This is a genomic window from Auritidibacter ignavus (genome assembly GCF_003703835.1).
Classification (GTDB): Bacteria; Actinomycetota; Actinomycetes; order Actinomycetales; family Micrococcaceae; genus Auritidibacter; species Auritidibacter ignavus.
Genome location: NZ_RDQR01000030.1, coordinates 1 through 20233, shown reverse-complemented (window position 1 = coordinate 20233; position 20233 = coordinate 1). Strand labels below are relative to the sequence as shown.

General features: G+C 59.4%; 20 protein-coding genes. 12 read left to right on the top strand and 8 right to left on the bottom strand.

Going from position 1 to position 20233, the window contains the following annotated elements:
• Positions 1–4: 4 nt before the first annotated feature.
• The 4 genes from DYI20_RS12410 to DYI20_RS11575 all read left to right on the top strand — a co-directional run bounded on the left by DYI20_RS12410 (position 5) and on the right by DYI20_RS11575 (position 2143).
• A complete protein-coding gene (locus tag DYI20_RS12410; RefSeq protein ID WP_166769891.1) occupies positions 5–169 on the top strand; it encodes a hypothetical protein in 165 nt (54 codons plus the stop codon).
• A complete protein-coding gene (locus DYI20_RS12480) occupies positions 150–434 on the top strand; it encodes a hypothetical protein (RefSeq protein WP_166769890.1) in 285 nt (94 codons plus the stop codon). The genes DYI20_RS12410 and DYI20_RS12480 overlap by 20 nt, the downstream gene beginning before the upstream one ends.
• A complete protein-coding gene (locus DYI20_RS11580; RefSeq protein ID WP_166769889.1) occupies positions 410–970 on the top strand; it encodes a fibronectin type III domain-containing protein in 561 nt (186 codons plus the stop codon). Before DYI20_RS12480 ends, DYI20_RS11580 begins: the two co-directional genes overlap by 25 nt.
• Before the next feature lie 525 nt (positions 971–1495).
• A complete protein-coding gene (locus DYI20_RS11575) occupies positions 1496–2143 on the top strand; it encodes an LPXTG cell wall anchor domain-containing protein (RefSeq protein ID WP_122549539.1) in 648 nt (215 codons plus the stop codon).
• A 125-nt stretch (positions 2144–2268) separates the two neighbouring features.
• Here the strand turns inward: DYI20_RS11575 and DYI20_RS11570 are convergent, their stop codons facing one another.
• Positions 2269–3726, bottom strand: coding sequence for a catalase (locus tag DYI20_RS11570; RefSeq protein WP_110099388.1), 1458 nt, complete (start codon positions 3724–3726; stop codon positions 2269–2271).
• A gap of 45 nt (positions 3727–3771) precedes the next feature.
• Positions 3772–4320, bottom strand: a complete 549-nt coding sequence (locus DYI20_RS11565) for a Fur family transcriptional regulator (RefSeq protein ID WP_122549538.1) — start codon at positions 4318–4320, stop codon at positions 3772–3774.
• A gap of 400 nt (positions 4321–4720) precedes the next feature.
• Here DYI20_RS11565 and glyA point away from each other — a divergent pair, with 400 nt between their 5' ends.
• Positions 4721–6001 carry a serine hydroxymethyltransferase gene (gene glyA, locus DYI20_RS11560; protein ID WP_110099386.1) on the top strand — a complete coding sequence of 427 codons (1281 nt, stop codon included), beginning with the start codon at positions 4721–4723 and terminating at the stop codon, positions 5999–6001.
• A 27-nt stretch (positions 6002–6028) separates the two neighbouring features.
• Positions 6029–6916, top strand: a complete 888-nt coding sequence (locus tag DYI20_RS11555; protein WP_122549537.1) for a bifunctional methylenetetrahydrofolate dehydrogenase/methenyltetrahydrofolate cyclohydrolase — start codon at positions 6029–6031, stop codon at positions 6914–6916.
• Here DYI20_RS11555 and DYI20_RS11550 read toward each other — a convergent pair.
• A complete protein-coding gene (locus DYI20_RS11550; protein ID WP_122549536.1) occupies positions 6913–7122 on the bottom strand; it encodes a winged helix DNA-binding protein in 210 nt (69 codons plus the stop codon). The genes DYI20_RS11555 and DYI20_RS11550 overlap by 4 nt on opposite strands.
• 32 nt (positions 7123–7154) lie before the next feature.
• Positions 7155–7364: a hypothetical protein gene (locus DYI20_RS12225; RefSeq protein ID WP_147472563.1), complete on the bottom strand. Its 210-nt coding sequence runs from the start codon at positions 7362–7364 to the stop codon at positions 7155–7157.
• 121 nt (positions 7365–7485) lie between these two features.
• On the opposite strand from DYI20_RS12225, the gene DYI20_RS11540 reads away from it, so the two are divergent.
• The 4 genes from DYI20_RS11540 to trpS all read left to right on the top strand — a co-directional run bounded on the left by DYI20_RS11540 (position 7486) and on the right by trpS (position 11897).
• Positions 7486–9066 (top strand): MDR family MFS transporter, encoded by a 1581-nt coding sequence (locus tag DYI20_RS11540; RefSeq protein ID WP_341771021.1) that lies wholly within the window; start codon positions 7486–7488, stop codon positions 9064–9066.
• Between the two features lie 70 nt (positions 9067–9136).
• Complete coding sequence (locus tag DYI20_RS11535; protein WP_183145635.1) at positions 9137–9700, top strand: hypothetical protein; 564 nt, start codon at positions 9137–9139, stop codon at positions 9698–9700.
• Between the two features lie 35 nt (positions 9701–9735).
• Complete coding sequence (locus tag DYI20_RS11530; RefSeq protein ID WP_424923552.1) at positions 9736–10659, top strand: exodeoxyribonuclease III; 924 nt, start codon at positions 9736–9738, stop codon at positions 10657–10659.
• 167 nt (positions 10660–10826) lie between these two features.
• Complete coding sequence (gene trpS, locus DYI20_RS11525) at positions 10827–11897, top strand: tryptophan--tRNA ligase (protein WP_208392220.1); 1071 nt, start codon at positions 10827–10829, stop codon at positions 11895–11897.
• A gap of 18 nt (positions 11898–11915) precedes the next feature.
• Here trpS and eccCa read toward each other — a convergent pair whose 3' ends face one another.
• The 4 genes from eccCa to DYI20_RS11505 form a co-directional block, all read right to left on the bottom strand.
• On the bottom strand, positions 11916–16169 hold the full coding sequence (eccCa, locus tag DYI20_RS11520) for a type VII secretion protein EccCa (protein WP_244924690.1): 4254 nt from the start codon (positions 16167–16169) through the stop codon (positions 11916–11918).
• Positions 16166–17101 (bottom strand): P-loop NTPase family protein, encoded by a 936-nt coding sequence (locus DYI20_RS11515; protein ID WP_122549533.1) that lies wholly within the window; start codon positions 17099–17101, stop codon positions 16166–16168. The genes eccCa and DYI20_RS11515 overlap by 4 nt, the downstream gene beginning before the upstream one ends.
• 63 nt (positions 17102–17164) lie before the next feature.
• The gene (locus DYI20_RS11510) at positions 17165–18472 is read right to left on the bottom strand and encodes an EsaB/YukD family protein (protein ID WP_166769887.1); all 1308 of its coding nucleotides are present in this window, start codon (positions 18470–18472) and stop codon (positions 17165–17167) included.
• Positions 18469–18750, bottom strand: coding sequence for a hypothetical protein (locus tag DYI20_RS11505; protein ID WP_183145634.1), 282 nt, complete (start codon positions 18748–18750; stop codon positions 18469–18471). The genes DYI20_RS11510 and DYI20_RS11505 overlap by 4 nt, the downstream gene beginning before the upstream one ends.
• A gap of 480 nt (positions 18751–19230) precedes the next feature.
• Between DYI20_RS11505 and DYI20_RS11500 the strand changes: the two genes are divergently transcribed.
• Both DYI20_RS11500 and DYI20_RS11495 read left to right on the top strand, forming a co-directional pair.
• The gene (locus tag DYI20_RS11500) at positions 19231–19566 is read left to right on the top strand and encodes a hypothetical protein (protein ID WP_110099380.1); all 336 of its coding nucleotides are present in this window, start codon (positions 19231–19233) and stop codon (positions 19564–19566) included.
• 73 nt (positions 19567–19639) lie between these two features.
• A complete protein-coding gene (locus DYI20_RS11495; protein ID WP_110099379.1) occupies positions 19640–19948 on the top strand; it encodes a pore-forming ESAT-6 family protein in 309 nt (102 codons plus the stop codon).
• The last annotated feature ends 285 nt before the right edge of the window (positions 19949–20233 follow it).

Genomic DNA, 20233 nt, shown 5'->3' with positions numbered 1-20233 from the left:
CACCGTGACGTTTTACTCCGGCATGGTCTACTTCACCAACCACGATCGGGTTCTCACCTGGGAGAATGGCCACGGCGCAGTCACTGCTGATATGACCGTTTTCGGGTCAGCTATTGATGATTTCTCCAAGGGGGAGGTGCGGGAACGAGGTGCTGGAACGCGCCGATGATGTGGACATCGCAACTTTCCGCAACGGCGCCATGGATCTGGCGGACGACGGGTTCTCCGTGACTCCCGATTTCCAGGGCGTCGCGGTGGAGAACGTCGCGACACCGCACAAGCGAGACGGAAACACCTGGGGGACTTTCCCGCAGAAGTTCGTGGATTTCGTCGAAAAGACCAGTTGGGAGCTTACTGGTACAGCTCTGGCGACGCTGCTGACCCGAAGAAGCCACCGAAGGCTATCTCGGTGTCCCGCACGCTCTCCACTGTAGAAGATGATGCCCTGTTTGCGGCGCCCAGCCTGCAGGTCAAAGACGTGACAGATACCAGTGCGGTGGCGACATGGTCGACCGCTTACGGCGCTACTGGGTATGAGGCTCAATACGGTGCGTCTGGTGAGCAGCGATGGTCTGAGCTAGCCGTTGCGCAGGACAACACGGCCAAAGTCACCGACCTAAAGCCCAAGACACCATACGTGAGGCGCGTTCGTTCGCTGGCCGGTGGAAACTCCACAGCATGGAATACCAAGACCTTCACCCCGGAAGCGAAGAACGACGGAGTTGCGCACCGGATTACTAAGGCTGAGGCCACCGATGGTCTCAGCCTTGAACTGACTCAGCCCGGTTTGTCGCTTGATGATTTACCGGCGCCGACCGGACGCATGAAGATCGCGATGCTCATGGGTATTTTTTCTCGGCCGGTCTCCCATGCCCCGCTGTCGACCGCGGACACATTGACCTACGGCATGCAGACACCCAATCAGAAGCAACAGCGCTCCACCCTGAGCGTTCCGGCGGATCTCTGGTGAATACTGGGTGGCCGCCCGGGCCGGTGTGGGGAAGCTGACCCCCGACACGGTGAGCTATCAGGCCAAAATCGAGCTCACGGACGAACAGGGTGAGGCCCTGTTTGCGGAGCAGGCGGCGGATTGAGCCACGGTCCCTGAGAACCTGACGGTAGACGGCGTGTTTGATGTTCGGGCCACGATCAGCTGTGGCAAAAATGAGCGTCGCAGTGACCTGGTGGAAATCAAGAAGGTAGCTGAGCCAGACTCCGTACTGGTAAGAGTGCACGCCGGGTTGTTGTTGCAGAAGCCGATACATCCCACTACACGTTGAGCCGGCTAGAGCCGGACACAGAGTACACCGCAAACGTTTACCTGCGTTTTGTGTGAGACCCACGATTTACCGGTAAGGGTACAGATATCACTTTCAAGACTGCTACCGAGCCTGGCTCTCCGTCTTCCGTTGAGTCTGCCCAGCCTGGTGAAACTCTGTCACCAACGGCTGGTGCTGAGAACAGCGACGATGCCAACGCTGAGGGCAGTGATTCAGTGAGCGATCAAAGCAACGATCAGGCACCGGATCACCTCAGCGATCAGGTTGCTCAAAGTGCGGAGGATAGCTCCCAGGACGTCGAAATCAGTATCGAGATGCCAGATATTCCCGGGGTCTCAGAACCCAGCCAGAGTGCACCGGCGGAGACCACCGCGCCCGGCGCCGATTTCTCTGAATCACAAATGCCAGAGCCGCCGCAACGCCCCTCGATTGATGTCGGCACTGAAGGGTCTGCGAGCGAGAGCCCTGCCCACGACAGTGCAGGCGATCATCAGCACCTCGCGTTGACTGTCGACCCAACACAGACTCCTGCCGGAAGCGCTGTCACCTTGGGTGGTCTGGAATCACTGGCTGGCCAACAGGTCGATGCGTGGTTCCATTCGGGTCCGACCCAGGCTACCTCGGACTCGGGCTCTACCAGTCAGCAGCCGGGTGGGGACCAGACAACGACTGCCTCAAGGCTGGATAACGGGTCGGTCGTCAGCCAGGCGCGCGGTAGTGCTGAAGCCAGCGATGAGCACGAGGCCTCGGCAGGGTCCTCTCTGGCCAAGACCGGTGCAACCGCCAGCGGGTTGGTCCTGTTGGCTGGTGCCTTGGTGGGCTGTGGATGGCTGTTGAGACGCAGACACGCTCATCAACACTAGGTTGATCTTAGGGCCGTGTCGATCAGAGGCCAGACAGCAAAAGTCCCGGTTCGGGAACCTCACGGGAGGCCCCGAGCCGGGACTTTATCATTATTCCAGGTGGGGTGGAAACTTATCGACCGAGACTAGCCACGAACCTTCTTCTCGATGGCTTCGCCGACTGTCTGGTCAATGTTCTTCCAGTACTCGATGGCGTTGGAGACCACCGGCTCAATGACCTGGCTGAGATCACCGGAGACGGTGTCTACCAGGTCGTCGCGCTCCTGCTGGCTGAAGACCTCGCGCACCATGGCACCGGGCTGACTAAAGTCATCGTCGTCCTCACGCAAGGTGTAGGCCTGACGAACCAGCTCGCCATCGGCCTCCCACGAGCTAGGCACAACGCCTTCTTCATCGGAGTAAGAATCCTCGAAGGAGTTCGGCACGTAGTAGGAGCGGGCACCGGTGTGCTCGTACCACATATTTCCCTCGAAGTTGTAGGTGTGGACCGGAACGATCGGCTTGTTAACCGGTAGCTGTTGGAAATTGGTACCGATGCGGTAGCGCTGTGCGTCAGCGTAAGCGAAGTTACGGCCCAGCAACATCTTGTCGGGTGACATTCCCATACCGGGAACCATGTTCGCCGGGGAGAAGGCAGCCTGCTCGATCTGTGCGAAGAAGTTCTCCGGGTTACGGTTCAGCTCCATCACACCAACCTTGATGCGGGGGTAGTCCTTCTTCGACCACACCTTGGTCAGGTCGAAGGGGTTCACGCGGTAGGTTTTGGCGTCTTCATAGGGCATGACCTGAACGTAGAGGTCCCACTTCGGGAAGTTACCTTCGTCGATGGCTTCCATCAGGTCGCGACGGTGGAACTCAGCGTCCTCACCGGCCAATTGCTGGGCCTCTTCGTTGGACAGGTACTCCACGCCCTGCTGGGAGATGAAGTGGTACTTCACCCAGAACTTCTCGCCGGCTTCGTTATACCACAGGTAGGTGTGGGAGCCGTAGCCGTTCATGTTGCGCCACGACTTCGGCAAACCACGCGGTCCCATCAGGTAGGTGACCTGGTGTGCGGACTCGGGATTCTGAGTCCAGAAGTCCCACTGCATCGTTTTATCACGCAGGCCGCTGTCCGGCAGACGCTTCTGGGAACGAATGAAGTGCGGGAACTTCATGGGGTCGCGCACGAAGAAGATCGGAGTGTTGTTACCAACCAGGTCGAAGTTACCGTCTTCGGTATAGAACTTCAGCGCGAAGCCACGAACGTCACGCCAGGTGTCGGGAGAGCCCAACTCACCGGCGACGGTGGAAAAACGGGCCAGCATTTCGGTTTCAGCACCGGGCTGAAAGACCTTGGCCTTGGTGTACTTCGAGACATCTTCGGTCACGGTGAACTTACCGAAAGCGCCGGAACCCTTAGCGTGCGGGCGACGCTCGGGAACGTTCATCCGGTTGAAGTGTGCCAGAGTCTCGACCAGGTGGTGGTCGTGCAGGACAATCGGACCATCGGGGCCAACGGTCAGCGAGTTCCGGTCACTCACGGCAGGAATACCTGCCTGGGTGGTGGAACCACCGGGATTGACGTTCTTGGAATCAGCCATGTCAATACTCCTTGAAATAGTGGGGTGGATAGTAGGGGCAGGAAATCATTCGGGTGCGGTTTCGTTGTTCTGTGACCGTGATGCAACCGCAGACGCTGGGTCGAGAACTTCAGGTTCGGCCTGTTGAGCTGCGCACTCAGTGCAGATCCCGTGGTAGACCACGTGGGCCACGGTGATCTTCATCCCGTGGTAGCCCTCCGGGTGCATACATGGGGCATGGCCGACCGCGCAACTGACATCATCGATGCGACCGCACTCCGTGCAGACCACGTGGTGATGGTTGTCGTTGAGTTCGGGTTCGTAACGGGCGGGGGAATTTGGCAATTCCAGCTTACGGAGCAGGCCAACATGAACCAACGAGTGGATCACGGTGTAAATCGATTGGACCGTGATACCTGGCAGAGTGCGTCGGACCATGTCTAAGACGTTGTCGGCCGTTTGATGGGGTGTGGCCTCAAGAGCTTCCAACACCGCAAGGCGCTGTTTGGTGACTCGAAGCCCGGCCTCGCGAAGTTCAGGACGCCAGTCATGCGACACCGGGGCTTGAAGCGTCCCCGGAGCATCATGAGGTCGGTGTCCATGCTCTGCGATCATGTTTCTAGTCTCCCAATTTTGAATGACTCAGAAAAGTGAGGTGCACCTAAGCATGAATGATTCAAAATAACCGTTTCTCATGGGTTGGAGTGACCCCTGAAACTGATGTCATCGACAGCGTAGCTGGGGTGCGAAGCCAGCTAGGATAGAAGCGGTTGCACACTGCGTAGGTGGCCACACCAGCGGAAAGTGACCAGCACTAGCTGTGCGAGGTGTGATCTGCCAGGCGTTTTTTTCGTCAGGTACGTTGCACTGTGTCACCGCTACTGCGCTGAGATAGAGCGGGTGATGGAGCCGTTCACCAGGGTTCCGCACTCCTGAAACGAACGTGCGCAACGAGTCGCGCACCCGTGAGACCACCTTGCCGGTGGCTGACGGCCCACGATTGTGAAGGATCACGATGACAGAGCAGAATTCGCTCAACACCCAACCTCTAGCAGAGCTCGACCCCGAAATTGCTACCGCCATTAACGATGAATTAGGCCGGCAGCGTAACACCCTCGAAATGATCGCATCGGAGAACTTTGTTCCGCGGGCCATCCTGGAAACTCAGGGTTCGGTATTGACCAATAAGTACGCCGAGGGTTATCCGGGGAAGCGCTACTACGGTGGGTGTGAATTCGTCGATGTCGCTGAGAACCTGGCGATTGATCGGGCTAAGAGCTTGTTTTCTGCCGAACACGCCAATGTTCAGCCCCACTCTGGAGCTCAAGCCAACGTGGCCGTCATGCAGGCACTGATGGACCACGGTGACACCATGCAGGGCCTATCGTTGGCTCATGGTGGTCACCTGACCCACGGGATGAAGATCAATTTCTCTGGACGCAACCACCGCGTGGTCGCCTACGAAGTAGACCCAGATACCTACCGCATCGATATGGACCAGGTGCGCGAGCAGGCCAAGGCCGAACGCCCCGCGGTGATCGTCGCCGGCTGGTCGGCTTACCCGCGTCAACTGGACTTCGAAGCCTTCCGGTCGATCGCCGACGAGGTTGACGCCAAACTGTGGGTCGATATGGCACACTTTGCCGGTTTGGTTGCCGCCGGTTTGCACCCCAACCCGGTGCCCTACGCTGATGTGGTCACCTCCACCGTGCACAAGACCCTGGCCGGCCCCCGTTCTGGCTTCATTCTCTCCACCGCGGATTTGGCCAAGAAGATCAACTCCTCGGTCTTCCCGGGTCAGCAGGGTGGTCCGTTGATGCACGCCATTGCCGGTAAGGCTGTGGCCTTTAAGATCGCTGGTACGGAAGAATTCGCCGAGCGCCAGAAGCGCACACTGGAAGGCGCGAACATTCTGGCCGAACGTCTCAGCGCCTCAGATGTGGCTGAGCACGGTGTTTCTGTGCTCACCGGTGGTACCGACGTCCACCTGGTGCTGGTGGACCTGCGCAACTCGGCCATGGACGGTCAGCAGGCGGAGGACTTGTTGCACCGCGCCGGCATTACTGTCAACCGCAACGCTGTGCCGTGGGATCCGCGTCCGCCGCGGGTCACCTCCGGCCTGCGCATTGGTACCCCTGCACTGGCCACCCGCGGATTCGGCGCTACCGAGTTCGAAGAAGTTGCCGATATCATCGCAACCGCCCTGAAACCTGGTGCCGATGAAGAGCAGCTACGTGCTCGCGTGGTCAAGCTGACCGAGAACTTTCCGCTGTACTCGGGACTGGAAAACTGGTAACGACGCTGCCGGAGGAGACTTCATTTCATGACGGCTCAGAAACTTGATGGCCGAGCTACAGCGGCTGCCATCAAAGAAGACCTGAAAAACCGCGTGGCAACTCTGCGTGAGCGGGGCAGGACACCGGGGCTTGCGACTGTGCTGGTCGGCAATGATCCAGCGTCACAATCCTATGTGGCTGGTAAGCACCGTGACTGCGCTGAGGTGGGCATTAACTCCATTCAGAAGCAACTGCCTGCAGATGCCACCCAGGATCAGGTGTTGGCTGTGGTGGAAGAACTCAATCAGGACCCCAACTGTACCGGGTACATTGTGCAATTGCCCTTGCCTGCGCACATTGACACCCAAGCTGTGCTGGAGGCGATTGATCCGAGTAAAGATGCCGACGGATTGCACCCCATGAACCTGGGGGCACTGGTTGCCTCGGCCTCAGCGGAGCTGAACTCTCCTCTGCCATGTACGCCTAAAGGGTGCGTGGATTTGCTCAAGCACTACGGCATTGACCTAGCCGGCAAGCACGTTGTGGTGATTGGTCGCGGGGTGACCATCGGTCGCCCCGCGGGCCTGGTACTGACTCGTAAAGATGTCAACGCCACGGTGACCCTCGCTCATACCGGCACCACCAATCTCGATGAGCTACTTGGCCAAGCCGATGTGATCATTGCAGCTGCGGGATCCCCGCATATGGTCACCGCCGACAAAGTCAAAGACGGTGTGATCGTGCTGGATGTGGGCGTCACGCGCGCCGTCGGTGAGGATGGCAAGGCCAAAATTACCGGAGACATTGACCCTGCTGTGGCAGAAAAAGCCTCGTGGATGGCGCCCAATCCCGGTGGCGTGGGACCCATGACCCGGGTTGAGTTAGTCTCCAACGTGGTGGAAGCTGCCGAACGAGCCGTGGCCAACGCCGGCTAATCACGGGGACCGTCGAAGGTATCTAACACCTTCGACATAGCCTGCCGAATAGTACGCTGTTCGTCCTCCGTGAGCACGTCCAGGAAGTGCTTTTTCACCGTGGAACGATGATCAGCTAGCACACTGGTATACACTTGTGCGCCGAGTTCGGTAATTTGGGCCACCACTGCCCGCTCGTTATCTGCGTTGCTTGCCCGTTGCACCATTCCACACTTCTCTAGTTGAGAGATCTGGTAGGTCATCCATGCGCCAAATAATCAGCCAGGGTATGCATACGCAAGCCCTCCGGGTGGCGATTGAGCCGATCCAGAATATGAAACTGTACCCGCGTGAGCTCGTGGTTCTCCTGCATGAGGCGTTCTGTTTGACGCCTCAAATAGGCGGCCGCGGTCATCAACGCGGTGTAGGTCTGTACCTGGTCATCGGACAGATCATGAGCGGGCATCATGAGGCTATCCTACGAGCTTTCCGCGCTGAGTTTGAATTCGAATTAGCGGGTGTTACAGTAGCCTGAGCGGAAGAGAGTTCGAAATCGAACTGACGGTGAGGTTTCCTGTTCAGGAGTTTGGGTGAGTACTGCCAGTAGCCAGCACAGATCGGCCGAGGATTCCGGGACGACTTCGGTCATCATGGTCTTTATCGGCCTGATGATTACCATGCTGTTGGCTTCGATGAACCAGACGGTTCTCTCCACCGCTCTACCCACCATCGTCGGTGAACTCGGTGGCGTTGACCAGATGACCTGGGTGATCACCAGCTACATTCTTGCCACCACTATTGCCATGCCTATCTTTGGGCAGATTTCCGATATTTTTGGCCGAAAACCCCTGCTGTTTTTTGCGATTGGGTTGTTTGTGGCCGGTTCCCTGGTCGGTGGTTTAGCGCAAAGTATTGAGTGGCTGATCGTTTCCCGCACGGTCCAAGGTATCGGCGGTGGCGGATTGATTATTCTCTCCCAAGCAGCCATCGCAGATGTGGTCCCAGCCCGACAACGCGGTAAGTACATGGGGCTGATGGGGGCAGTTTTTGCCCTGTCCTCGGTAGTAGGCCCCTTGCTGGGCGGTTGGTTTACCGAAGGTCCCGGCTGGCGTTGGGCTTTCTGGATCAACCCGCCGCTGGGACTGGTAGCGGTCCTTGCTGTGGCCTTCTTTATGCGCCTGCCCCGCCACGAACACGCCCGTTACGTGAAACTGGATTATTTGGGCATGACCGTGATGGCCACCGCCACCACCTGTCTGGTGCTGGTGATCACCTGGGGTGGACACCAATACGCCTGGAACTCACCGACCATCCTGGGGCTGATCGGTGCAGTGGTAGTACTTGCCGTCGCATTTATCTGGATCGAAGCCAAGGCCACTGAACCGGTCATCCCGCTGTCGCTGTTTAAGGAACCGAATTTCGTCTTGTCCTCCCTGGCCTCGCTGATGGTCGGGATTGCCATGTTTGGTGCCTTGGGGTATTTCCCCACGTATATTCAGATGGTCACCGGCGTCAACGCCACCCAGGCCGGACTGCTGATGGTCCCGCTCATGGGCTTCTTCCTGGCCAGTTCCATTGTGACCGGTATGCTGGTCTCACGCACCGGACGCTATAAGATCTTCCCACTGGTCGGAACCATCGTGATCATCCTTGGGCTCGTGTTGATGTCCGAGTTGCGTGTGGACTCACCGCTGTGGTGGCTGTGCACCACACTGGCGATCTTCGGTATCGGGCTGGGCATGTCGCTTCAAATTCTCACCCTGATTGTGCAAAACGCCTTCCCGCATTCCATGGTCGGAACCGCCACCGCCTCCACCAACTTCTTCCGACAAATTGGTGCCACCACCGGATCCTCCGTCGTCGGGTCACTGTTCGTTCAGAGACTCACGGCAGCATTGCAGGACCGACTCCCGGAACTTCTTTCTGGGGAGGTCGCCGGTGTTGACGGCGACGCGAACTCCTTGACCCCGGAGGCAGTCCACCAGCTACCCGCACACCTGCAAGATGCGATTGTGGTCTCGTATAACGACGCGCTGTTGCCGATTTATCTGTTTCTCACCCCACTAGTGGCTGTGGCCTTTATCGCTTTACTGTTCGTGCGCAAGACGCCGTTGGCCACCAGTGTTGACCACGATCAACCTGCTGAGGTGATTCACCGCACCGGTGGGTAGAGTCCGGCCCGGTGGCAACATTGCAGACCCAATTGGCGTGGCACGCGATGGTTCAGCGATACTAAATAGCATGCAGTCCTTGGATTCATCCCAGCAACAACAATCCCGCCGTACCACTCTGACGGTTTCTCGGCTGTCGTTGACGGTCATGATTATCGTGTTGCTGGTGGCCATCGTGTTCGCGGCCAACCAGAATGACGTGATCGGGTGGCTGGTGGTCATCATCAGCGGTGCCTGGTTAATCCTGGCTATTATCGCGATGTTCTGGGTACGCAAAGGTGCCCGAGCCATTAGCCGGCAGGCCACCACCCTGAACGCCAATTTGGCTGCTCAGGCCAATCCCGGTTCTGCTAGTGGTGGGGGAACCACCGTGGTGGATGAGCCGGCAACCGATCCGATGCGTGATACCAAACTGGACCACTCATTCAAGATCGTTGAGGTCCAAAAGCGGGTGATTTCCCAAGAACTGGCCAAAGGTCAGCACGCCGATATGGAGATGATCGACCGCGCCCTCGACACCATCGAGATGACTGCCGCTAACGCCCGAGACATGATCCGCCCGGATCGCCACCGTCGTTCTGATGACGATCAAGACTCCGGTGGGGGAGCGGTCTCCGGGACCGTCATTAACTAATCCGGGTTGCTGGCTTCACGCGGTAGGCTAGTGGGGTGACTGATTCGCCGCAGACCCCAAGCCCAGAGACCACCGCACCCGCCCGGGGCACAGCCAGCGTTCGCCACGCCCATGCTGGGGCCCCCAAACCCCAAGGTGCAGTGCGGGTGGCTACGGTCAACGTCAACGGCATTCGTGCCGCCTACCGGCGAGAGATGAAGTCCTGGTTCGATGGGCGCGGAGTAGACATTCTCGCGTTGCAAGAAGTCCGGGCCAACGGAGAGATCCTGCGCGAGTTGCTCGGCGAGATCACCGGCGACGAATGGGATGTGACCCACATTCACGACGCTGAGGCAGAAGCTAAGGGCCGTGCCGGGGTGGCCGTCGCCTCCCGTTGGGAGTTTGACCAGACCCGCACCGGCATTGGGGATAGCTACTTCGACAACGCTGGGCGCTGGGTGGAAGTCGATCTCACGCTTCCGTCAGGTCAGCCGGTCACCGTGGTGTCCGCCTATGTGCACTCCGGTGAAGTCGACACCCCGAAACAAGATGATAAATACCGGTTCCTCGACCAAATGTTGGTCCGCATGCCCGAATTGGCTACCGAGCATCGCTTGGCTGTGGTCACCGGTGACCTCAACGTCGGACATACCGAACTCGATATCAAGAACTGGAAAGGCAACGTGAAAAACTCCGGCTTTTTGCCCGAAGAGCGTGCCTATTTCGACCGGTTCTTTGACCCGGACCAGCTGAACTGGGTTGACGTGGGGCGTCGCCTGGCCGGAGATATCCCCGGCCCCTATACCTGGTGGTCCTACCGGGGCAAGGCCTTCGATAACGACGCGGGGTGGCGGATCGACTACCAGATGGCCACACCCGATCTGGCCGACAAAGCCATCACTGCCGTGGTGGATCGAGCCCCCAGTTACGACACCCGGTTCTCCGACCACTCGCCGCTGGTGGTGGACTACCAGTTCTAAGACTCTCCCTGGTGTCGGTGATGTTGATGCTGTAGTCCTGATTGTCCTGTTTTCCCCTGTTCTTCTTCTCGACGCGCCACGAGCTCAGAAAGGCCAAGATTCCCGTGAGTGATGCATCCAGCACTTCCTCGACCCCCGCAGCACCGACCGAGATCGGATCGGGACCGCTGGGCCCGGCCGACGTGCTCGCCACTGATCTGTCCAAGACCGCCCACCTGGTTGGGGCCTCTGGCACCGAGCACCGGGTGCTGTCAGGCATGCAGCCCTCGGCGGATTCCTTGCACCTGGGGAACTACTTGGGGGCGTTGGTGAACTGGGTAAAGACTCAGCAGAATTTCCAAACGCTGTTCTTCATCCCCGATCTACACGCCATCACCGTTCCCCAGGATCCGGAAAACCTCCGGCAACGCACACGGGTCGCTGCTGCTCAGTACATTGCCGGAGGAATCGACCCGGAACGCTCCATCCTCTTTGTCCAGTCCCAAGTGCCTGAGCACGCCCAGCTGGCCTGGGTGCTGGAATGCATGACCGGGTTCGGCGAAGCCACGAGGATGACCCAGTTCAAGGACAAGTCCGCCAAGGAAGGTACCGAGCACGCCGGGGTGGGGCTTCTGGCCTACCCGATGCTGATGGCCGCCGACATTTTGCTATATCAGCCACAGGGAGTCCCAGTTGGTGACGACCAGCGCCAGCACATTGAACTGACCCGTAACCTGGCGCAACGGTTCAACTCCCGCTACGGGGAGACCTTTGTGGTCCCCAACGGCTTCTACCCCGAAACCGGGGCCCGCATCTACGATCTGCAACAACCGACAAAGAAAATGTCGAAGTCCGCAGAGTCACCGAATGGGTTGATCAACATTCTCGACCAGCCCAAGGTGATCGCCAAGCGCATTAAGTCTGCGGTGACCGATGCGCAGACCGAGATCCGCTTCGACCCGGAAACTAAACCCGGGGTATCCAACTTGCTGTCGATCTTCGCTGCGATCACCGAGTGCGAGATCGATGAGATCGTCGCCGAGTACCAGGGCAAGATGTACGGGCACCTGAAGGTCGATCTCGCCGAGGCAGTCACTACCCGGTTGCAGCCGGTGCGCACCCGAGCGCTGGAGTTACTGGATGACCCCGCCGAACTAGACCGCATTCTGGACGCCGGTGCCGAGAAAGCGCGCGAGATTGCTACCCCGGTGCTGGCCGAGGTGTACGCCAAGGTCGGGTTCCTGCCTCCGCGCGGCTAACCGGGTAGTGAGTCCCGGCTAACCGCGCTGGGCGATATCGGAGGGGGCTGCCAACTGAATGGTGCGCGGTTGCAGATCATCACCGATGATCATCCCGCGCCCGACCGGGAATTTCCGCGGCCTGTTGCGACCGATCAGCCGGCCCTCATCCGGATCCCCATCCAGCATGATCGTGGTGGCACCGGTCTCGCGCACACTGGTGATAAACGGCTCGAACATCGCCCGGGAGGCCCCCCGGATTCGGCGCGCCATCAGCACGTGGAAGTTGATATCCACGCCCATGGGCACGAAAGGCACAAACGGTGTCAGCGGAGAAACCCCGCCGGCTGCCAGCACATCGTAGTCATCAACCAGCAACACGATCTGGTTCTCACTCGAGGGCTGGAAGGCCCCGGGCGTGGGATCCTGCGGGACCCGGTTGGTCAGCTCCTTGACCACCGCCTCCGAGAGCTGGGTGGCCAGTGATGCCGAGGTGGCATAACCGCCCATATACGGCTCCGGGATTACCTCGTGCAATTCCCGGCGCGGGTCGCAGACCGCGAAGACGAGTTCCTCACTGGTGTACTGGGACATCAGCTCCTGGGCCAGCGCGATCAGCGTGGAGGTCTTGCCGGAATCGTTATCGCCCATCATCAACAGGTGCGGGCTAGACCCGGTGAGATCCAGATACCGAGTTGAGGAATCCCGCTCCATCATGCCCAAGCGCAGGGTGCCCGGCGTGGTGGGTGCGACGAGCTCATCCTGGCGGATCAGGTGCGGTAGCAACCGGACCGTATGCGGTGAGGAGACCGGGTTCTTCTGGGTGATTTGAGTAATCGTGACCGACAGCCCCTGACCCAGGGTGGCCGGATCGGGGTTGGCATCCAGGCGGGGTAGTGCGATTTGACCGATCAGCCCATCGGTGTGGAACCCGCGGCCCGGTTTATCACCGGGGATATTCTTGGCGATCTTTGAACCGTGGACAGAATCGGCCGGTTCGGAGAGTTTCAGTTCCAACCGGGTCCCGAAGAAGGACTGCTGGGCTAGCCGGATTTCATTCCAGCGGGTCGCGGTGGCGATCACGTGGATACCGAATCCGCCACCGCGGGTCAGGATGGAGTAGACCGCGTCCTGGAGTTCATCGAACTCCTCGAGCAGCCCACCCCAGCCATCAACGATCAACACCACATCGCGGACATCAATATTGGGCAGTTGCCCGTCGTCGAAGAGCTGACGCATGGTGGCCAGCGAGTCGATTTCGCGCTCTTCAAAAATCTGCTCGCGTTCAGTGAGTAGATCGGCCACCTCTTCGACTGTACGGCGTAGCCGTTCGCGCCGGGTGCGCCCAGCGACCCCGGCCACGTGCGGTAGCTCCGAGATGCCCAGCAGACCGGTGCCCTTCAGGTCCAAGCCGAAGATGCTGACCTGGCGGGGGTCGTAGTTATCGGACAGCGATAGGGCCAGGGTTTTCAACGCGGTGGACTTACCCGAGGAGGGTCCGCCCAGGATCACCACGTGCCCGCCCGCGCGGGTCAAGTCCAGCTGCCAGGGCCCCTGCCACTGGTGGGCCGGATCATCGAGCAGACCCAGGGTCGCGGTCAGCGGTCCCGGCACCGAGGAATCATGGCGGTGGGTGCCACGCCCCGCAGTGGGAGTCTCGGCCAGGGCGGCAGTGGAGACCCCGGGGGCCTCGGTGCGCCCGGTGGAGGCCACCGCGACATCCAAACTCACCGAATCCGGTAGCGGGGCCAGCCAGATCGGGTCGGTGACCCGCGGTTTGGAGCGCATGAGCTCCACCGCGGTGCCCAACACCGTGGGGCCCTGGGTTTCAGGTTCTAGCCCGCCACCGGGGACCAGCTCTTGTTCGCCACAGCCTTCGTCTTCCTCGGCTTCGGCCAGTTCGTGCTGGTGCTCGGCCTCCAGCTCCTCGGCCCGGACCCGGGCAATATCGTCGAGCAGCTCACTGGCGTAGTAGAACTCGGGGATCGCACCGGGGTGGTCGGTGACCGGAACCGAGTCGTCCGTGGTTTCGGCTGCCATCGGTCCGGAGACGAAACCGGCCCGGAACCGGGTATAGACGGTGGTATCGACCTTGAGATAACCGTAGCCGGGTAGCGGCGGCAGGTGGAAGGCATCGGGGGTCTCCAACACCGTGCGGGATTCGGCCTCCGAGAGGGTTCGCAAGCCCAGCCGGTAGGACAAATAGGTATCCAGTCCGCGGATCTTCCCGCCTTCCAGGCGCTGGGAGCTCAGTAGCAGGTGCACCCCGATCGAGCGCCCAATACGGCCGATGGACATGAACAGTTCGATAAAGTCTGGCCGGGCCGAGAGTAACTCGCCGAACTCATCGATCACCAAAAATAGGTGCGGTAGCGGGGGCATGGCCTCACCCTCAGGCGTATCGGCCAACCGGTGGCGTAATTGCTGGTACTCGGTGATCGAGGACAAGTTGCCGGCCTGGCTGAGTAGCTCCTGGCGGCGTAGGATCTCGCCCTGCAGTGAGGAATAGATGCGGTCCACCAGCGAGACATCATCGGCCAGATTGGTGACAATACCAGAGACGTGAGGGATCCCGGCAAAGGGCGCGAAGGTCGCACCACCCTTATAGTCGACCAGCACCAGGTTCAGCATATCGGGCGGGTGGGTCAGCGCCAGCGAGAGCACCAAGGTGCGCAAGAGTTCAGACTTACCCGAGCCGGTGGCCCCAACACACAGCCCGTGCGGGCCCATACCGTTATGGGCGGACTCTTTGATATCCAGCAACACCGGGTCCCCGGCATCATCCAGGCCGATCGGGACTTTGAGAAAGTCCGGGCCCATCCGGGGCTGCCAGGCCCGCTCCAGGGCCTGATCGGTCATTTCGGTCATATCCAAGAGCTTGGTAAAGGACTGGGCCTGATCATTTTCCGTGTGCTCCAGCGAGTCATGATCTAGCCGCATCGGGGCGACCATCCGAGAGATCCCGGCGGCCAGTGCCGGATCGGAATCATCCAGTGCGCCCAAGAAGGTCTGTGGGGTTCCAGTGCCGGCCAGACCGAAATTTTCGATCCGGGTTTGGGTTTCCCCGATATTTCCGGTGGCCTTGATGCGGGCTGAGATCTCCCCGGGCTCATCCAGCTGTTCGGCAACCGCGTGAATCACGGTGACACCCAGCTGGTGGCTGGTCTCGGTACCCGGGACCGAGAAATTCTCTACCGAGCGGGACCGGGTCAGATCGATAATGATCAACCGGGGAACCGCGGTCTGCAGAATCTTGGCGTGGATGGTATTGCGGCGCGATTCGGCCGAGGACTGATACCGGTGGGCCAGATCCTGTTTGAGTAGCTTGGCTAGCTCCGGCATGCTCGGGGCCAGCCGGGGCAGCGGGCCACGTTGGGTGGGCTGACGCTGATCCAGAATATGGGGAACCCGGCGCAGCCAAGACCATTCGGCCTGAGCATGCCGGGGTACCGCGACCGCTAAGTGCACGTCTTCGGGAGAGTGCAGGCTGATCAGCTGCAGGATGATATTCCGGATCGCCGTCGAGCAGAAAAGCGAGGATCCGATCACCGAAACCGTGTGTTGTTGGGCAAGATTCAGCGTCAGTGGCAATTCCGGGGTGGTGGCGAATCGGTCCTGGAGCACCTGCAGTTGTTCGGTCAGGTGCGGGTCGGTTTGCTGGGAGTAGTCCTCTTCGCCCTGCAGGCGGATCGGGAACCCGGCGCCATCGCCGACACCGAGACGAATGTCGAGAAAGTCGGAGTGATGCCGGCGACGTTCCCAGGCACGCCAGGGCGTGGCCAGATACTCGATCAGGGCATCCGGCGGCGGATTGACGTCGGCAAGTTCTTGGCGGCGCTGATTTTCTTTGGCGGTTAACTCATCACGGACGCTCTCCAAGTATTCCAGATAGGAATTCCTGGCGCGCTGGCGCTTGCGGGTTGCCTTACCGGATTGGGACATCATCATCACGATCGCCCCGATCACCGTCACCACCATCATGATCGCCCCGACGGCGGCGAACGGGGAATTGCGTAGCAACATCATCACCGACATGGCCGCGGCAATACCGATCAGCGGGATCAGCCCGATAAAGCCCATTCCGGCTGCACCAGTATCCTCGATCATCGGGGGTTTATTGACGTTATGTGGCTCCGGTTCGCTGACCGGAACCGTGGAGCGGGCCGGACGGTGGAAGAGCCCGCCGGTGTCGATCCGGCTATCGGTCAGGGCGGTGGCCTCGTGAATGGGGGTGGCCGATTCTTCTGCCTGTGGTTCTGGGTTCGCGGTTTTGGTCGTTGCTCGTAGGCTCACAGTTCTCCGTCCGTGGCAATTTTCAGGGCGCGGCCGGCAATCGAGGCCACCTGGAGGCGCGCCTTCTCGGATAACAGTGATAGTTGTACCGGGGCTCCGGCGGCCAGGTGGAGGTCGTAGCGCAATGTCAACAGCGAACGCCGTCGGGTGGCCGCGAAATGGTCCTCTAAGCGTGAGTGGCGCGCCATCTTCCAGAAATCGCGCCGGGTGGCCCGGCTGGTTCGGTAGCTATCGACAAGCAACGGCATCATCGCCAGCTCCGGGTAGGCCGCGGCGACCCGGGCGCAGAATTTCTCAGTGGCTTCCACGGCAGCCGGATAACACGGCACCGGAATGATCAGCTCGTGTAGCCCGTGGTGCAGTGGCTCGAGCAGGTCCAGGCGTGGTGGCAGGTCGAAGAGTGTCACCGCAGCGTTCTGGGCGTAGTACTGGAAGGCATCGTTGATGCACTCGCGATCCAGATCATCGGGGTGGGCGGCGAACTCGCTGACCACGGTGAGGTTCTCGGCCGGATCCGGGTCGATCCGTCGTTGCAGGCCGGCCTCAGCGGATAACGGGTGGTTGAGCTCAACGGCATAGATCGGCTCGGTACGAATCGAGACAAATTGGCGTGCCATCAAGGCCACCAGGGTGCTCACCCCAGCCCCGCCCACCGGCGACATCACCGCGATCCGGCGCCCCGAGGTCACCGGGGCCTGGCACATCTCCAGGGCGTCCTCGAGCTGTTCCGGGAAGGGATCGGAGGCGAACAGGTATTTCACCGCTCGCCAGCCACGTAGCACCAGGCTATCGCCGCGACGCGCCGGCAACTCCGGGGAGGAGGGCGCGGATTGTTGGTGGCGACGTTGGCTACGCGGAGTTTCGGGTAGCGGGTTCTGCTGTTGGGGTGGGGGAGTGGAATTGAGGCGAGAAACATTTCCGTGAGAGTTCATCTCGGTAAGTCCTCTCAAATTTGGGACATGATGTGGTGGTCACCGGCGGGAGTCAATGACCGGCTAGAACACATTGACCAGTTGGCCGTAAATACCGAAGGTTCCGATCAACAGCGGGAAGATCGTGATGGCCAACAGCATCTCTGCCCGGCGGGCGGCAATCCGCAGCCAGGCGGCGATATGCGGTGGCAACTGAAGCAGCCGCACGGCCACAACGATCACGATGGTGGCGATCAACAGCACCATGGTCAGCCAGCCGGGCACGTCGTTACGGAACAGCCAGGCGTAGTAGACCAAGCCCAGTAAGAGGGTCGCGATCATGGCGGTACGTTCAATCACCTGCGGCATGGTGCGCGCTCGCAGTCCGATCAGTGCCAAGAGCACCAGACCCAATCCGATGGCCCAGCCATTATCCCGTAGCTCACGGAGGAGATACAGCCCAGTCACAAAGGACAGGCAGCATACCAGTACCGCGGTGGAGAGACCTTCGTGGGCCTGGCTGACCGCCCGGGAGATGCGGACTCGCTGGGGTCGCTCACCGGCGGCTAGGTGATCGTCGATGCTGGTGAGCCCGGAGAGGATCAAGGCGAAGCGTGGCAAGATCCCGATGATAATCACGGTTGCGGTGGCCAAAGACATGCCCCGGTAGCCCAGATCATCGATCCAGGTGATTCCAGCCCACCACAGTAGTCCGAAGAACACCATGGAGGTCACCGCGATCACGATGGTGTGCATCGCTCGATGCGTAACGGCTAGACAGAGCACTAGCAGTCCGAACCATAGGCAGGATTCAAACCACGCCGAGGTGATCCCGTCGCGGTAGTTCCACTGGGTGAGCGCGAAGATCAGTGCTGAGGGGATGACCAGTTCCAGGTCGCACTTGACCAGTTCCTGCCCCAGGCCGGCCATCAGAGCGAGGAGGCCGGCGGAGATACCTAGTCCGATATTGCGGGCCAGATCGGGCTCAAGCTGACCTTGTAGGCCGGTCACGAGCACGGTGAGCAGCATCGTGAGCAGAGCAATCGTGGTCAGCCGGCCTCGGCGAATGGTCCACGTGGCGGCGGAATCGGAGGTGAGTTGCCCGGTGGTATCGGCCAGGTCGTAGACGATGGGGGCATGAATGGCGTGATCTCGACGATCCAGCCGAATTTGTGCGCCATCAATAATCGAGGCGTCACTCAGGGTCTGAGAGGTCGATAAGGAGCGACCACCAACCGGAGTCAAGGTCAGTTCGCGGGGGTTCGGCGGAGATTGTGGGTGGGTCAGCTTGAGAACTTCGGGCATCAGCTCACCGACTGGAACGGACTCCGGAAGCATCAGCTCGACATTGCGCTGGTCAGATAAGACAGTAAGGCGTAAGTATTTGCTCATGACTCGACGTGCATTCCATCCTGATCGATCATCATCACCACTACCGCACCGTGAGGATTCAGTCGTTGCCGCTCTTGTTGTTGAAACAGATGCATGATGAAGGAATATCCCACGCATCCTGCGCAAATCAGAGCGGCCACCACGAGGCTAATAATGGCGTGTTTGATTCCGTCGTTGTACTTTCTATTGCGGCGTTCGCGGCCAAAAAGAAAAGCCATCGTTAGTCGCTGGCGACGAACCGAGAGAGACTCTAGGAGTTGTTCGTCATGATCGAGCATCAACTAGTCCTGTACTTCTGTCATGGGGGCAAAGTTGTCCCAGGTGGGCACACTTCATTTTTGACGGTTTAGTCGGAAAAATCAATATAACCCCAAGCCGTGCCAGGTATTTCAAATCTGCAAACGAAAATAAATCCCCTCGGAGTGGACAAGTGTTTCTCTCCGATGAATAAAGGGTTAAATCTGAGTAACCTGCGTTTGGGTGGTCGTTACTCTCCCAGGTCAGTGCAAAGTTATTCAGAATCACGACAATCTCGCTACGTCCCCATGCTCATGCGGAAGCAGCGTCTCGATCCGTCGCTGACTTCGGAATACTCAGGAAATTATCAGGGATGAACGGTGGATTCTGGCGGGGCGTATCTGCAATAGTTGCATCTGTACCCGGAAAGTTCGGTCGACAATGTGAAGACAGTCCGTGAATCATTAAATTTTTAGACTTTCGATGTATTGCGTCGTAGAGAAGATCAAAGGAGAGTTATCGTGAAATTCGATATGGGCTCAAGCACCCTGTCCACCTTGAACCAGCAGACCTCCGGTTCCAATGATGATCTGGGCGGACTGGTCCGTCAGCTTGTTGATGCCGTGACTCCGCTGGAAGGTAAGTTCAACGGTCAAGGTCGCGCTCGGTTTGACGAGTTCAAGGCTCGCACCGATGAGGTAGCTGATGACCTGAACTCCTCGTTGGCCCGCATCGTCCAGGGGCAGTCCGAGATGGATACTGCCACCGTGACCGGTGACCAGGAGACCGCAGACAACGCCAGCCAGAGCCAGAGCAAGGCCAACTTCGAAGGCGCCCGGTTCTCCTCCAGCCGCTAACCTCCTCCCGGTGCCTGTCAGGTCACTGCTGAGAGATAACCCAGACTTTTCTACTTCACAGGAGTAATTCATCATGGCAACTATGGATCGTATTTCCTACGACACCGACGTCTCCGCAAACGTTCAGTCCGATATCCACGGCATTGTCGGCCGTTTGGAAAACCTGATGAGCCAGCGAGACCAACAGGTCGCTCAGGCTATGTCTGATTTCCAGATGGATGGCGTTGACGCCGAGTACCAGCATGTGGAGACCCGGTGGCGCAATGCCTCCAACGAGGTCAAAGCCATTATCGCTCTGGTTCGTGAGACCCTGTCCACCAACGATCAGACCGCCACCACGACCCAGTCGCGGACTCGTCAGGCTGTGTCCAACATCGGGTAGTCGTTACCGACGTTCCTTGCTTATGGGCGGGCGCATTTCCTTCGGCGATGGCGTCCGCCCGTTTGCGAGACAAGGGTTCTTTTGTACCCCGTCGCCTCTACAACTGTGCTGTGAGTTTTGGCGAGGATGACTGACTACTACTTCTTGTATTTCAAAGCGGCTCTTCACAATCGAGGGTGTAGACGGGGGTCTCGGGGAAGTGGCGCGTCGATAGCTGGATAGAGGTCGAGGCCTTCCGATGATGGAAGTTCCTACACAAGCCATCTGAAAGACCTCGACGTGCCT

Excerpts from the sequence above, each read along its gene's own strand:
- DYI20_RS11535 (WP_183145635.1), top strand. The coding sequence starts at position 9,137 with ATGCAGTCCTTGGATTCATCCCAGCAACAACAATCCCGCCGTACCACT.
- glyA (WP_110099386.1), top strand. The coding sequence starts at position 4,721 with ATGACAGAGCAGAATTCGCTCAACACCCAACCTCTAGCAGAGCTCGAC.
- DYI20_RS11555 (WP_122549537.1), top strand. The coding sequence starts at position 6,029 with ATGACGGCTCAGAAACTTGATGGCCGAGCTACAGCGGCTGCCATCAAA.
- DYI20_RS11515 (WP_122549533.1), bottom strand. The coding sequence starts at position 17,101 with ATGAACTCTCACGGAAATGTTTCTCGCCTCAATTCCACTCCCCCACCC.
- DYI20_RS11505 (WP_183145634.1), bottom strand. The coding sequence starts at position 18,750 with ATGCTCGATCATGACGAACAACTCCTAGAGTCTCTCTCGGTTCGTCGC.
- DYI20_RS11565 (WP_122549538.1), bottom strand. The coding sequence starts at position 4,320 with ATGATCGCAGAGCATGGACACCGACCTCATGATGCTCCGGGGACGCTT.
- DYI20_RS11495 (WP_110099379.1), top strand. The coding sequence starts at position 19,640 with ATGGCAACTATGGATCGTATTTCCTACGACACCGACGTCTCCGCAAAC.
- DYI20_RS12225 (WP_147472563.1), bottom strand. The coding sequence starts at position 7,364 with ATGATGCCCGCTCATGATCTGTCCGATGACCAGGTACAGACCTACACC.
- DYI20_RS11510 (WP_166769887.1), bottom strand. The coding sequence starts at position 18,472 with ATGAGCAAATACTTACGCCTTACTGTCTTATCTGACCAGCGCAATGTC.
- DYI20_RS11550 (WP_122549536.1), bottom strand. The coding sequence starts at position 7,122 with ATGGTGCAACGGGCAAGCAACGCAGATAACGAGCGGGCAGTGGTGGCC.
- DYI20_RS11570 (WP_110099388.1), bottom strand. The coding sequence starts at position 3,726 with ATGGCTGATTCCAAGAACGTCAATCCCGGTGGTTCCACCACCCAGGCA.